Source organism: Achromobacter sp. HZ34 (genome assembly GCF_002209485.1).
GTDB lineage: Bacteria > Pseudomonadota > Gammaproteobacteria > Burkholderiales > Burkholderiaceae_B > Bordetella_C.
The window spans coordinates 383,278-397,134 of record NZ_NJIX01000004.1 but is presented as its reverse complement, the minus strand read 5'-3'; the positions used below and the strand labels follow the sequence as shown (position 1 = coordinate 397,134).

Here is a 13,857-nt window from a genome sequence, read left to right as displayed (position 1 = left end):
GGCGGAGCACCGGCGAATTAATCGCGAATTACTGGGAAACCACCAGGAAACCAACGGGAAAGCAGTGCAAAACTACCGGCGCACTACGGTTACCCCTGCACCTTTGTCGACTGGCACGTACAAGCCGTCGTCGAAGAAGAATCCCTGGATGCGGTCGGCGGAGATCACCATCATAGCTTCCCGCGTGCCATTGGCCAGCAGCGCCTTGCCGGTCTGGCGGAACACGTCGCCCTGCGGAATGGCGCCGACCTGGGTCCACACCGACTCGGCGGCGATCTGCACCTTGCCTACCTTCTCCACGTCGTAGGACAGTGGCCGATGGATGCGCACCAGGGCCGCGCCCGATGCGTTATATAGCGGCACATACGAATCCTTGACGTTCTCCGTCGAGGAGCAGGCCGCCAGCAGGCAGATGGCCACGGCGGCCATGCCCGCGCCCACGCCCCGCCTTACGGCCATGGCCTTGTCCGCCTGCATCAATGTCGAATTCATGCCGCCTCCTTTAATTTCGAGTGCCAGCGAGTATAAGACGTGGAAACGACCTGAAATCGGGATATTTCCTGACGGGATGTACCGCTATGGTTCACCGACAGGATTAACGCGCTATACGACCCTACGCGGGAGACGTATCCCGGACGCCCGCCGCTGGGCCGGTCGCGGCAAAATGCGGACAATCGCAGCAATTTTCACGGGAACCGAGCATGATTCGTCTGGACGATCTGGCCTTATTCGTACGCGCGGCGGCGCTGGGCAGTTTTTCGCATGCAGCGCGCGAGGTCGATCTGTTGCCGGGACAGGTGAGCGCCGCCATCAAGCGGCTGGAAGCGGAGCTGGGCATCCGGCTGTTCGCCCGCTCCACCCGCAGCCTGCGCCTGACGGCCGAAGGGGTCGCCTATCTGCCGCATGCCCAGAGTGCGCTGGACGCCCTGCGCACCGGCGCGGAAAGCGTGCAACCTAGCGGCACCGCGCTGCACGGCACCCTGCAGGTGGCGGCGCCGTCGGATGTGGGCCGTAACGTCCTGCTGCCCTGGCTGAGCGAGTTCCGCCGCGCCCATCCGGACCTGACCGTGCGCCTGTTCCTGTCCGACCAGATCGCCGACGTGTTCCGCGACCCGGTCGACATCGCGCTGCGCTACGGCCAGATCGGCGACGCCAGCTTTGTCGCCCTGCCCCTGGCGCCGGACAATCGGCGCGTGCTGGTCGCCGCGCCGGCCTACCTGGCGCGCCGCGGCCGGCCGCGCGAGCCGGGCGAGCTGGCCCGGCACGACTGCCTGCTGTACATGCTGCACGGCCGCGTCTATGACAAATGGGTGTTCCCGCTGGACGGCGACGACAAGCTGGTGGTGCCCGTGTCCGGGCCGTTGCTGTGCGACGACGCCGAAGTGGTGCGACGCTGGGCCGTGGCGGGCGAAGGCATCGCCTACAAATCCTGGCTGGACGTCTGCGACGACGTCGAGGCCGGGCGGCTGGAAATCCTGCTGCCCGACGTCGCGTGCGAGCCGACGCCCTTGCAACTCATCTGCCCGCACCGCAAGCAGTTTTCACCCGCGGTGCGCCTGCTGCACGAAGCCTTGCTGGCGCGCTGCGCGCCGCTGGCGGCGCGTCGGCCAGGGGCAGCAGCGGCGGCCGGGGCGATCACTGCATCGTGATGTTGCCTTCCTTGATCACCTTGGCCCATTTCGCCGTTTCGCTGCTGATGAAAGCGCCGAATTCCGCCGGCGTACCGCCGCCGACCTGGCTGCCGGTGTCGTTGATGGCCTTGACGATTTCGGGATCGCGCAGGATGGCGTTGAGATCCTGGTTCAGGCGCGCGATGATGGGTTCGGGCGTGCCTGCCGGCGCGATGATGCCCTGCCAGTTATAGGACTCGAAGCCAGGCAGGCCCGCTTCCGCCATGGTTGGCACATCCGGCAAGACGGCCAGGCGCTTGGCCGAGGTCACGGCCAGGGGATGAATCTTCTTGCCCTGGATCGCCGGCAGCGCGGAATAACCCATTTCGAACATCATCGTGATGTGGCCGCCCATCAAGTCCGTGGCCGCCAGGCTGCCGCCTTTGTAAGGCACGTGGGTGATGTCGATATGCGCCGCTTCGCGGAACATCTCGCCGGACAGGTGATGCGCGCCGCCTACGCCGGACGAACCGAACGTCAGCTTGCCCGGCTCCTTCCTGGCCAGCGCGATCAGTTCCTTCACGTTATCGACCTTGACGGTCGGACCGACGCTCAGCACCAGCGGGCTGTTTTCGATAAGGATGACGGGCGCCAGGTCCTTGGCCGCGTCATAGGGAATGCCTTGCATCAGGCTGGGATTGACCGACAGCGGCGCCAGATTGCCGGTGCCCAGCGTGTAGCCGTCCGGCTTGGCGCGCGCAATGAAGGTGGTACCCACCACACCGCCGGCGCCGGCCTTGTTCTCCACCACCACGGGCTGGCCCAGCTTCTGTTCCAGCTTGCGGGCGATGACCCGCACGCGGGTGTCGGCGAAGCCGCCCGGGGCGTAGGGCACCACGATGGTGACGGGCCGCGACGGCCAGTCGCCCGTGTCAGCCGCTTGCGCGGCGCCCATGGCCACGCCGGCGAGCAAGGCCATGCCGGCGATACGTTGCAGTGTTTTCTTCATGACCATCTCCTCGATCGATTATGCGTTTCCGCGCATTGCGCGGATGCTGAAGGATGTAGCGCGCCCCGCTGCGCGCTACATCGCTTGTTGCGTCTTGCCGGGCGCTGATCGCTCATCGCCCACGGCGCATCATATCCGCTCTCGCGGGGCGCGCCCGGCTAGGCCGGCAATGCCATGGCCCTGGCGTGCGGCAAAGCTCCGCCCGACACTTCGATCACCTCATGCGTCGCCAGCTTGAACACGGCCACCGCGTCCTGCAGACGGCGCGCCTGGTCTTCCAGCGAATTGGCGGCCGCGGCGGCCTGTTCGACCAGGGCCGCGTTCTGCTGCGTGGTGCTGTCCATCTGCGTCACGGCCTGGTTGACCTGCTGGATACCGCCAGACTGTTCTTCGGACGCCGCCGAGATTTCGCCGACGATGTCGCTGACGCGGCGCACCGAACCGACGATTTCCTCCATGGTGGCCCCGGCGTGTTCCACCTGGTTCGAACCCATGGACACCTTGTGGCTGGAATCGTCGATGAGGGCCTTGATCTCCTTGGCGGCCTGGCCGCTGCGCTGTGCCAACGAACGCACTTCGCTGGCCACCACGGCAAAACCCTTGCCCTGCTCGCCGGCCCGGGCCGCTTCCACCGCGGCGTTCAAGGCCAGGATGTTGGTCTGGAAGGCGATGCCGTCGATCACGCTGACGATTTCCGCGATGCGGCGCGAGCTTTCCGAAATATCGCGCATGGTGTCCACCACCTGGCCGACGGCGGCACCGCCGCGGCGCGCCACGTCCGACGCATCCACCGCCATCTGGTTGGCCTGGCGCGCATTGTCGGCGTTCTGGCGGACGGTGGACGACAGTTCCTCCATACTGGCCGCCGTTTCCTCCAGGGACGCCGCCTGCTCTTCCGTGCGCGAGGACAAATCATGATTGCCCGCGGAGATTTCGCGCGCGCCGCCGTGGATTTCGTTGACGCTCTGGCGCACCGTCGCCACCGTGCGCGACAGGCTGTCCTGCATATGCTTGAGGGCGCGCCGCAGTTGGCCGATCTCGGTACTGGCGTTCACATCGATGCGATTGGTCAGGTCGCCCTCGGCGATACGGTTGCACAGCTGGCCGGCCTCGCGCAGCGGGTTGAACACCGTGCGGGTGAAGATAAGGAACAGGCCGCCGATCAGCAACACGACGAAGACGCCGGCACAGCTGGCGACCATCAGCGTGACCGCGATCTGGTCGGAAGCGGCGTTGGCCAGCACCGTACCCATCTGCGCGGCATAGTCGGCATAAGCATTGATGGCCTGGGTGAAGGTGGTGCCCATCGGCGTGACCTTCTCCGCGGTCAGGCGCAACGCGGCATCCAGGTCACCGGCCATGGCGGCCGCCACCAGCGGTTCGTAGGCCTGGCTGCGATAAGCCAGATAGGACGACATCATCTGCTGGTACAGCGGGCCGCCCTTCTCGGAGGTGTCAGGCCGCTGCTGCAGCGCCGCCGACAATTTGTCGGCGTTCCTGGAATAAGCCTGGCTGCGCCCTGCCACCTGCTGCGCGCCGGCCTTGTCGCCGTCTTTCAGCTGCGTCAGCGCGATGGTCACGGCCAGGCGGCCACGCAGCAGTTCCGATGCGATCTGCCGCGCCGCGTCCGCGCGCACGACGTTGGTGTCGAGCAGCACGCGGATGGCGTGCCGGTTGTTGTCGAGCTGTTGGTAGGCGCCCAGGCCTATTACTACGAACAGAATGAAGAAAATAGCCAGAGCCGAGGTAAGGATGGTCCGGATACTGAATTGCTTGAACATTACACACTCCCGATAGCGTTTCGATAACGACACCGGGAATACGAAAATTAAGTTGCAGCGCAACAAAAAACGCGTGATTGTCTGCTTGAACGCGAACAATACGTATTTGATGCTCAGCGATACGCAGGATACTCAGCGATACTTAGCTGATGCCAATGAAAAGCTCCCTCGGGACGTGTCGTCGGACAGAGGCGGACTGGCAGCTGTCGGTTCAAATTCCCAGCCATGTCCGCCGCGCGTCGCCATCCGCCACCAAGTCCTGCATAGTCCCCTGATAGCAGATGCGCCCTTGATCGAGGACATAGGCGCGGTCGGCGACCAGCGCCGCGAAATGCAGATTCTGCTCCGACAGCAGGATGCTCGCGCCCTGCTGCTTGAGCGCCAGGATCATGGCCGCCATCTGTTCGACGACCACCGGGGCGACGCCCTCGGAAGGTTCGTCCAGCAGCACCAGATAGGGATTGCCCATGAGGGTGCGCGCGACCGTCAACATCTGCTGCTCGCCGCCGCTCATCTGGCCGCCCGCGCGATCGCGCAGCGATGCCAGGTGGGGGAATTGAACATACAGCTGTTCGGCGTTCCAGCTCGGCCCCGGCGTGCCGTCGGGCCAGGCCCGCGGCGCCTGGCGCGCCAGCGCCAGGTTTTCAGCGACCGTGAGATCCGTGAAGATGCGGCGTTCCTCCGGCACATAGCCCAGGCCCAGGCGGGCGATGCGATGCGCCGGCCGGCCGGTGATGTCGCGGCCGATGAAATCGATGCGGCCTTGCGTCGCGGGCAACAGGCCCATCAGGGTCTTGATGGTGGTGGATTTGCCGGCGCCGTTGCGGCCCATCAAGGCGACGACCTCGCCGCGCCTGACGTCCAGATCGATGCCGAAAAGAATGCGCGCGGCGCCATAGCCGCCATGCAGATCGCGCACGCGCAGCAGCGTCGCCGCGTCGTGGTGAACGGGTCTCGCTTCCAACGCGCCATCCGTGAACGTCGCGCCGCTGCCGAAGTACACCGCCTGCACCTGTGCGTCAGCGCGCACTTGGGCCGGCGTGCCTTGCGCGATGAGCTTGCCACGCGCCAGCACCAGCAGGCGATCGGCATGGGTGAAGACGACGTCCATGCTGTGCTCGGTGAACAGCACGGCCATGCCCCGTTCGCGTGCCAGGCGCTGCGTCAGGGCCATCAAGGCATGGCGTTCGGCCGGTGCCATGCCGGCGGTGGGTTCATCCATCAGCAGCAGGCGCGGCCTGCCGGCCAGGGCCACGGCCAGTTCCACCCGCTTGACGTCGCCATAGGCCAATTCGCTGCAGGGCCGCGTGGCCTGGGCCTGCATGCCGACCTGTTCCAACAGGGCCAGGGCGTCATCGCGCCGCGCCGCGCGTGCCGGCCGCCAGGCATGGAACACCTTGCGGTCGTGCGCCAGCAAGGCCATCTGCACGTTTTCCAGCACGGTCATGGCCGCGAAGGTGGCCGCCACCTGGAAAGTGCGGCCCACGCCCAGCCGCGCAATCGCGCGCGGCGGCAGGCCGGTGATGGCGCGCCCATCCAGCCGCACCTGGCCGGACGAAGGCCGCAGCTGGCCGCCGATCATATTGAAGGTGGTCGACTTGCCCGCGCCATTGGGCCCGATGAGGGCCAGCATTTCTCCCGCCCGCAGATCGAAGCTGATGCCATCGACGGCCCGCACGCCGCCGAAGTCACGGGACAGGTCAGTGACTTGCAATAGCGTCATGGCGCGGCCCTCCCAGGCGCACCGTACGCATGCCCAATCCGCTTCTGCCGACGGCGGTCGAGTCGCGGATATGCCGACGCCGTCATGGCGCGGCCTCCGCCCCGCTGTCGCGCCGGCGGCGCAACGTGCGCGCGGCATAGCCGGCGATGCCCTGGGGGAAGGCCAGCACCAGCAGCAGGATCATCAGCCCCAGCAAAGCCCGCCAGTATTCCGTCGCGCGGATCGCCATATCCTGCAGCACCGTGTAGGCCGCGGCGCCCGCCAGCGGACCGGCCAGGGTCTGCACGCCGCCCAGCAACACCATCACCAGGGCATCGACCGACTTGCCTATGCCTATCATGTCCGGCCCGATGCTGCCCTTGGAAAACGCCGCGAGCGCCCCCGCCAGACCGGCGAACACGCCCGCCACCACGAAAGCCGCCCATTGCACGTGCTTGACCGCGATGCCCGCGGCTTCGGCCCGCAGCGGCGAATCGCGGCCGGCGCGCAGGGCCAGCCCGAATGGCGCGAACAGGATGCGCCGCAGCAGCACGGTGCTGCCGGCCACCAGCACCAGCGTCAGGTAGTAATAGGCATCGCCCGCCAGGACATCCGCCGGCCACACGCCGATGATGCCGTTGGAACCGCCGGTATAGCCGTCCCACTGGAACACCACCGACCACACGATCTGGGCAAAGGCCAGTGTCAGCATGGCCAGATAGACGCCCGACAGGCGCACGCAGAACCAGCCGAACACCAGCGCACCCACGCCGGCCACCAGCGGCGCCAGCGCCAATGCCAGGGGCATGGGCAGGGCGGCGGACTTCAGCAGCAGGGCCGCGCCATACGCGCCCAAACCGAAATACGCGGCATGGCCGAAGGAATGCATGCCCGCGGGCCCCATGATGAAGTGCAGGCTCAGCGCATAAAGGGCGGCGATCATCACGTCCAGCGCCAGCACCGGCGCATAGGGAAACCACGCCGTGAGTTGCGGCAGCAAGGCCAATGCCAGCAGCACGGCCAGGCCCAGCACCTTGACCGCGCGGGTGGCGGGCAACAAGGGCGCCTCCGGCGGCGCCAGGTTGCGCGTGGCGGCCTGCGGCCGGCCGAACAGGCCCCAGGGCCGGAAGACCAGCACCAGCGCCATCACGGCGAATTCCGCGACCAGCGTCATCTTGGGAAAGACCAGTTCCAGGCCAGCCACCGTGACCGTGCCCAGACCGATGCACAGCGCCTTGATTTCGGCAATCAGCAGCGCCGCCGCGTAGGCGCCCGGTATCGAGCCCATGCCACCGACCACCACGATGACGAAAGCCTCGCCGATCGCGCGCAGGTCCAGGCCCAGGCTGGCGGCTTCGCGCGGCAGCTGGACCGCACCGCCCAGCCCCGCCAGCATGGCGCCCAGCGCGAACACGCCCGTGAACAGCCATGCCTGGTTGACGCCCAGGGCGCCGAGCATCTCGCGGTCCTGGGTGGCGGCGCGCACCAGCGTGCCCCAGCGCGTGCGCGTCAGCAGCAGCCACAGCAGCAGCAGGACGATGGGCCCCAGGGCAATCAGCACCAGGTTGTAGACGGGGTAGAGACGCCCCAGCAGCATGACGGCGCCGGTCAGGCCCGGGGCGCGGCGGCCCAGCAGATCTTCCGGGCCCCATAGCCACAGCGTGGCGTCATTGATGATCAGCACCAGGGCGAAGGTGGCCAGCAGCTGGAACAGTTCGGGCGCCCGATAGATCCGCCGCAGCAACACGATCTCCAGCAACGCGCCCAAGGCGCCCACCGCCAGCGCGGCCAGCAGCACACCCATCCAGAAGCCGAGCGGTGTCGCACCGATGCGTTCAACGATGGAATAGGCCACGTACAGGCCCAGCATGTAAAGCGAGCCATGCGCGAAGTTGACGATGCGCGTGACGCCGAAGATCAGCGATAGACCCGCGGCAACCAGAAAGAGCGATGAGGCTTCGGCCAGGCCATTGAGCAGCTGTGCCAGGAATCCCGTCAGATCCATGGTCGGGCGATGGACATCTTTTCCCCTTGATGATGGCGGGAGTATACGGCCCGGCACACGACAACCCTGTCGCCGGCCGGGTTTGTAAATGGACTGATTCTTGTTTGTATTAATATTCTTGCACGGTCCATCACATCCCCCGGGAGGTTCCATGCAGGCCCTCACCTCGCATCTTTCCCTGGCTGGCGCTGCCGGCGGCGGCCTGGCGCGCTGGCGCGGCGCCATTGCCCGCGGCAACCAGGCTTTCGAGCAGGCCGACTATCAGCAGGCCTTGGCGCTATACAGGACGGCGTTGGCGCAGGCAGAGCAATTGCTGGGAGCCTGTGACGACATCGACGGCGCGCTCGCCGCGCTGGTGGTGGCCCATCACAACCTGGCCGACACCTGGCTGCGCCTGGGCCGCGACGAAGAGCGCGGTGCCCATCTGGCCGCCGCCCATGAAATCTTGCATCGGGTGATGGCCGATAACACCATGCCGTCCGCCTGGCGCCAGGGAGCCTTGCGCCACGGCAGCGTCAGCTATGCCGAGTTGACGCGATTCCTGGCCACCTGCCCGGGCCATGCCCGCGCCCGCAGCGCACATGGCTTGAACACCGTAGCCGCGCTGGCGGACCAGGCGCCGCATTGACGGCACGCGTATTGCGGCCGTGCTTCATAGCCTGATATTCACAGTCCGATATTCACGGCCCCATTTCCACAATCTCAGTCTCAACGATTCATTCACGCGACCCCGCACTGGAGATTTGCCATGTCCTATACCCTGCCCAAGCTGCCCTATGCCTACGATGCGCTGGAACCGAACATCGACGCGCAGACCATGGAGATCCACTACACCAAGCACCACCAGACCTACATCAACAATGTGAATGCCGCGCTGGAAGGCGCGGGCCTGCCCTTTCCGCCGGTCGAGGAACTGGTGGCCGGCATCGACAAGCTGCCTGAGGCCGTGCGCGGCGCGGTCCGCAACAACGGCGGCGGCCACGCCAACCACAGCCTGTTCTGGACGGTGATGTCGCCCAAGGGCGGCGGCAAGCCCAGCGGCAAGCTGGCGGCCGCCATCGATGCCGACGTGGGCGGTTTCGATGCTTTCAAGGAAGCCTTCACCAAGGCGGCGATCTCGCGCTTCGGCAGCGGCTGGGCCTGGCTCAGCGTGACGCCGGCCAAGAAGCTGGTGGTGGAAAGCACCGGTAACCAGGACAGCCCCCTGATGACCGGCAACACGCCCATCCTGGGCCTGGACGTGTGGGAACACGCCTACTACCTGAAGTACCAGAACCGCCGTCCCGAATACATCGCCGCGTTCTACAACGTGGTGGACTGGAACGAAGTGGCGCGCCGCTACGAGGCCGCCATCGCCTGAACGGCGACGCGGAACGGGATGGCCCGGTAACGGCCTGAAGCGGGCTGAAACCCCGGTGGGAGTCTGGTTTCCCTCCCGCAAGAAAAACGGGAAATGAAAAATGGGAAATCCCTACAGGGATTTCCCATTTGATTTACTTGAAGCAGGCCCACTCGGCGGGCGGCCCCGCGGCGTCCGAACGATCAAAGCAGGGCTTGCAGGGTGCTCAGCACATCGTTGGTCTGGGCGCTGGCGGCCGAGGCCTGCACGGGCGCTGCGGTCGCGGCTTGCGCGATGCCTGCCGCACCCGGCATCTGGCCGGTGGCGGCGGCCTGCTTGAGGCGGTCCTGCAGTTGTTGCGTGATCTGCGCCTGCTCTTGCGGCGACATGGCTTCGAACTGTTCCTTGCTGATGCCCATGCCGGAGAGCATGGTGTAGAACATCTGCTGCGCCAGCGAACCAGAGGTGTATTGGCGCAGCTTGTCTTCGGGGCTGTCCCCATCCAGGCTGGAGGTGTCGCTGGTCGACGCGAAGCCGGTGCCCGCGGAGAACGCGCTGGCAGTGCTGGTCGAGGACGAATTCGACAGGCTGGCCGACGTATCGTCCGTGCCCAATGCATCGGTCGATTGCGCCTGGGCGTTCACGCCCATGGCCTGGGCCAGCTGCTGCTGGAAGCTGTCGCTGTTCTGCGCGTCGTCGGCGGCGGTGATGCCGTGCTTGTGACTGGAGAAGATATTGGCTTTGGGGATGATCAGGCCGAGATCGCTCATGGTGCCGCCTTCAGGTCGCGCGCCGGTCAGGCGCTGGTTTTCCATGGGCGGGATTATAGGGAGCGGCGCGGCGAGACAAACGCTCGATGAAAGGCATCGATCGCCTCGATATTTTGGCGATGGGTGATGCAGGCGAGATCCGACCGCGCGAAAATTTTCGCTCGCTGACATTTCTGTAACTGCCGGGCATTGGAATGGATAGCACCGGGCTGGCACCAAGCCTGCATCAGGCCTGCACCCCGGAGCCTGCACCCCGCGTGCATTATTCTTGCGGATGATCCCGCCCACTTCCCCCCGGCCTGCCTCCATGCGCCTGCAACTGCTGTCCGACCTGCACCTGGAACACAACCATGATTTCGTGGCGACTCCCGCTGCCGGCGCCGATCTGCTGGTGCTGGCGGGCGACATCGGCTCCTGTCGCGGCAGCACGCCGGCGGACCTGGCCACCCACGATTTCGCGTTGCGCCAGTTTTCGCCGCGCCACGGTTGGCCCACGCCGGTCGTGTATCTACCGGGCAACCACGAATACGACCGGGTCGATTTCGACGAAGTGCATGCCCGCTTGCGCGCGCTGTGCCTGGAACTGGAAATCCACTGGCTGGAACGTGAAACCCTGGTCATCGATGGCGTGCGTTTCGTCGGCACCACCTTGTGGGCCGATTTCGACGCCCTGGCCACGCCGCGCGACACCATGAAGCAGGTGCTCGACAAGCGTGGCAAGGCCTATCGGGCGGCGGATTTCTATCTGGCCAAGGCCGGCACCCAACGGGACGGCCAGCCTTTCATGGCCGAGCAGATGCGCGCACAGGCGCTGGCCTGCCAGGAATGGCTGCAGGGCGCCTTGAGCCATCCCTTCGACGGCCCCACCGTGGCCGTGACCCATTTCGCGCCCACGCTGGCCAGCGCCGATCCGCGCTACGGCGTCACGCCAGGCACCGCGGGCTTCTGCAACAGCCTGGACGAGCTGTTGCCACGGGCGGACCTGTGGCTGCACGGGCATCTGCACTGCGCGTTCGACTACGTCAAGGATGGCTGCCGGGTAGTCGCCAATCCGCTCGGTTACGAGGACAAGGGCGAGCAGGTGGATTTCCAGCCGCAATGCCTGATCGAAGTCGCCACCAGCTAGGCCAGGCTCCGGCCACTGCCGGGCGGGCACAGGCTGGGGTCAGAAATCCGCAAGCATTGCGCCGATCTTGATGAGTTTTTCTGACGATGTAGTCAGAAGAACTCGTCCCGCTCCCTGCGCGCTCCCGGTACGATAGACGGATTATTCGACCTATTAGGAGACAGAGCATGCGATCGTTCCTGCTCAATGGCGGCCGCGCCTTGCTGGCCGCCGTGGCATTGACCACCGCGCACACCGCGCTGGCGGAATTCCCCGACAAGCCCATCACGCTGATCGTCGGCAGCGCGCCGGGCGGCTCGAACGATGTATTCGCACGCATGCTGGCCCGGCGCCTGGGCGACTCGATGAAGGCCACCATCGTGGTGGAAAACAAACCCTCCGGTGGCGGCATCCTGGCCAACGTGCTGGTCGCCAAGGCACCCGCCGACGGCTACACGCTGGCAGTGGTCTCGTCCACCTTCACCACCGGCGCGGCGGTGCGCGACAACCTCAGCTACGATCCGGTCAAGAGCTTCACGCACGTCGCCATGCTGGCCAAGGGCCCGCTGCTGCTGACCGTGGGCAAGGACTCGCAGTTCAAGGACATCCAGTCGCTGGTGGCTTATGCCAAGCAGCATCCTGATAAGCTGAACTATGGCTCGTCGGGCACGGGCAGCATTAACCAGTTCGCCTCGGAGATTTTCTGCGAAGCGGCCGGCATCAAGATGACGCACGTGCCGTACAAGGGCATGGGCCCGGCCACCAACGACCTGATGGGCGGCCAGATCCAGATGCTGATCGCCAGCGCGCCCTCCATCCTGGGCCAGGTCAAGGGCGGCGCGGTGCGTGCGCTGGGCGTCACGGCCACCGAGAAATCACCCATCGCGCCTGATCTGCCCGCGCTGGAGCAGGTCGGCTACAAGGGCAGCGCCGTGGACCTGTGGTGGGGCGTGATCGGCCCGGCCGATATGCCCAAGCCGGTGACCGACAAGCTGAATACAGCCATCAACGATGCCCTGAAGTCAGAAGAGATGAAAGCGTTCTTCCTGAAGGAAGGCGCCGAGCCCGCGCCGGAATCGCCCAAGCAGTTCGGCACCTTCGTCGCCGAAGAACTGACGCGCTGGAAGCACATCGCCCAGGCCAAGGGCATCAAGGCGGATTGAGCCGTAGCTGAACTTGTGGCTGAACCCTTGGGCTGAACCCGTGGCCGCGCCCACCGTGGCCACGCGGCAAGCATAGGAAGCATGGAAGGCATCATGGATACATCGTCGCCGCCCGCCACCCTGCCCGCGACCGCCAAGCCGGCGGCGCCGGTGGCACCGCCTCGCAACCTGCGGCGGATACTGTCGCTGGATGACTTCGAGCATGCGGCGCGCCGCTATCTGCCGTCGCCCATCTTCGCCTACGTGTCGGGAGGCTGCGAGACCAATCTCGCGCTGCACGACAACCGGGCGGTGTTCGACGAATACCGCTTCGTCACCCGCATCCTGACCACGACGTCCAGACGCAGCCTGCGCACGCGCATGTTGGGGGAGGACTGGGCGGCGCCTTTCGGCATCGCGCCGATGGGAATGAGCGCGTTGTCGGCCTACCAGGGTGACCTGGTGCAGACGCGCGCCGCGGCGCAGGCGGGCATTCCGATGATCATGAGCGGATCTTCCCTGATTCCGCTGGAACAGATCGTCGAGGCTTATCCGCGGGCCTGGTTCCAGGCCTATGTGCCGGGCGAGCCCGAGCGCATCCTGGCCTTGGTCGACCGCGTGGAGCGCGCGGGCTACGGCACGCTGGTGGTCACGGTCGACACCCCCGTCAGCGGCAATCGCGAAAACAATACCCGGGCGGGTTTTTCATCGCCCTTGCGGCCCAGCCTGCGCCTGGCCTGGGATGGCGTGACGCATCCGCGCTGGCTGCTGGGCACGGCCTTGAAGACGCTGTGGCGCCACGGCATGCCGCACTTCGAGAACTCGCAGGCGACCCGTGGCGCACCGATGCTGTCGCGCAATGTCATGCGCGACTTCGGTGCGCGCGATCATCTGGACTGGAGCCATTTCGACCTGATCCGCCAGCGCTGGCGTGGCCGCCTGGTGCTCAAGGGTGTGCTGCATGCGCAGGACGCGGTGCTGGCACGCGAGCATGGCGCCGACGCCATCATCGTGTCCAACCATGGCGGGCGCCAGCTGGACAGCGTGACCTCGCCGTTGCGGGTGCTGCCGGGCATCGTCAAGGCCCTGGGCCCCGAGTATCCGGTGATGCTGGACAGCGGCATCCGCCGCGGCACCGATGTCTTGAAGGCACTGGCGCTGGGCGCGCACTTCGTCTTCGTCGGCCGGCCGTTCAACTATGCCGGCGCCATCGCCGGGCAGGCCGGGGTGGCGCACGCCATCGAGATCCTGCGCCAGGAGGTGCACCGGAACATGGCCTTGCTGGGATTGAACGCGCCGCGCGACCTGGCTGCCGGTGAAATGATCGGCGTGGCCGCACCTCGCGGCCGCTGAACGAGAAGGCCCGCCAGAGGCGGGCCTTCGCTTTCCTGCTG

Annotated in this window: 12 protein-coding genes; 6 read left to right on the top strand and 6 right to left on the bottom strand. The window is 66.2% G+C overall.

The window, feature by feature from the left end:
• Positions 1-72 precede the first annotated feature (72 nt).
• Positions 73-492 (bottom strand): hypothetical protein, encoded by a 420-nt coding sequence (locus CEY05_RS18350; protein WP_088596930.1) that lies wholly within the window; start codon positions 490-492, stop codon positions 73-75.
• A 209-nt stretch (positions 493-701) separates the two neighbouring features.
• Here CEY05_RS18350 and CEY05_RS18345 point away from each other — a divergent pair, with 209 nt between their 5' ends.
• The gene (locus CEY05_RS18345; protein ID WP_088596929.1) at positions 702-1,649 is read left to right on the top strand and encodes a LysR family transcriptional regulator; all 948 of its coding nucleotides are present in this window, start codon (positions 702-704) and stop codon (positions 1,647-1,649) included.
• Here CEY05_RS18345 and CEY05_RS18340 read toward each other — a convergent pair.
• The 4 genes from CEY05_RS18340 to CEY05_RS18325 all read right to left on the bottom strand — a co-directional run bounded on the left by CEY05_RS18340 (position 1,636) and on the right by CEY05_RS18325 (position 8,107).
• On the bottom strand, positions 1,636-2,619 hold the full coding sequence (locus CEY05_RS18340; RefSeq protein ID WP_088596928.1) for a tripartite tricarboxylate transporter substrate binding protein: 984 nt from the start codon (positions 2,617-2,619) through the stop codon (positions 1,636-1,638). The two genes, CEY05_RS18345 and CEY05_RS18340, sit on opposite strands and share 14 nt — an antisense overlap.
• A 158-nt stretch (positions 2,620-2,777) precedes the next feature.
• The gene (locus CEY05_RS31930) at positions 2,778-4,400 is read right to left on the bottom strand and encodes a methyl-accepting chemotaxis protein (RefSeq protein ID WP_088596927.1); all 1,623 of its coding nucleotides are present in this window, start codon (positions 4,398-4,400) and stop codon (positions 2,778-2,780) included.
• A 211-nt stretch (positions 4,401-4,611) separates the two neighbouring features.
• Entirely contained in the window at positions 4,612-6,123 is a 1,512-nt protein-coding gene (locus CEY05_RS18330) for an ATP-binding cassette domain-containing protein (RefSeq protein WP_088596926.1), read from the bottom strand.
• An 82-nt stretch (positions 6,124-6,205) separates the two neighbouring features.
• On the bottom strand, positions 6,206-8,107 hold the full coding sequence (locus CEY05_RS18325; protein ID WP_088596925.1) for an ABC transporter permease: 1,902 nt from the start codon (positions 8,105-8,107) through the stop codon (positions 6,206-6,208).
• Positions 8,108-8,258: 151 nt separating this feature from the next.
• Here CEY05_RS18325 and CEY05_RS18320 point away from each other — a divergent pair, with 151 nt between their 5' ends.
• Together CEY05_RS18320 and CEY05_RS18315 are read left to right on the top strand one after the other, a co-directional pair.
• Entirely contained in the window at positions 8,259-8,735 is a 477-nt protein-coding gene (locus tag CEY05_RS18320; RefSeq protein ID WP_088596924.1) for a hypothetical protein, read from the top strand.
• A gap of 120 nt (positions 8,736-8,855) precedes the next feature.
• A complete protein-coding gene (locus CEY05_RS18315) occupies positions 8,856-9,467 on the top strand; it encodes a superoxide dismutase (protein ID WP_088596923.1) in 612 nt (203 codons plus the stop codon).
• Between the two features lie 182 nt (positions 9,468-9,649).
• Here the strand turns inward: CEY05_RS18315 and CEY05_RS18310 are convergent, their stop codons facing one another.
• On the bottom strand, positions 9,650-10,261 hold the full coding sequence (locus CEY05_RS18310) for a hypothetical protein (RefSeq protein ID WP_088596922.1): 612 nt from the start codon (positions 10,259-10,261) through the stop codon (positions 9,650-9,652).
• 262 nt (positions 10,262-10,523) lie between these two features.
• Between CEY05_RS18310 and CEY05_RS18305 the strand changes: the two genes are divergently transcribed.
• The 3 genes from CEY05_RS18305 to CEY05_RS18295 all read left to right on the top strand — a co-directional run bounded on the left by CEY05_RS18305 (position 10,524) and on the right by CEY05_RS18295 (position 13,816).
• Positions 10,524-11,342 (top strand): metallophosphoesterase, encoded by an 819-nt coding sequence (locus CEY05_RS18305; RefSeq protein ID WP_088596921.1) that lies wholly within the window; start codon positions 10,524-10,526, stop codon positions 11,340-11,342.
• Positions 11,343-11,509: 167 nt separating this feature from the next.
• Entirely contained in the window at positions 11,510-12,484 is a 975-nt protein-coding gene (locus CEY05_RS18300) for a tripartite tricarboxylate transporter substrate binding protein (protein WP_088596920.1), read from the top strand.
• A gap of 81 nt (positions 12,485-12,565) precedes the next feature.
• Entirely contained in the window at positions 12,566-13,816 is a 1,251-nt protein-coding gene (locus tag CEY05_RS18295) for an alpha-hydroxy acid oxidase (RefSeq protein WP_369825963.1), read from the top strand.
• Positions 13,817-13,857: the final 41 nt, after the last annotated feature.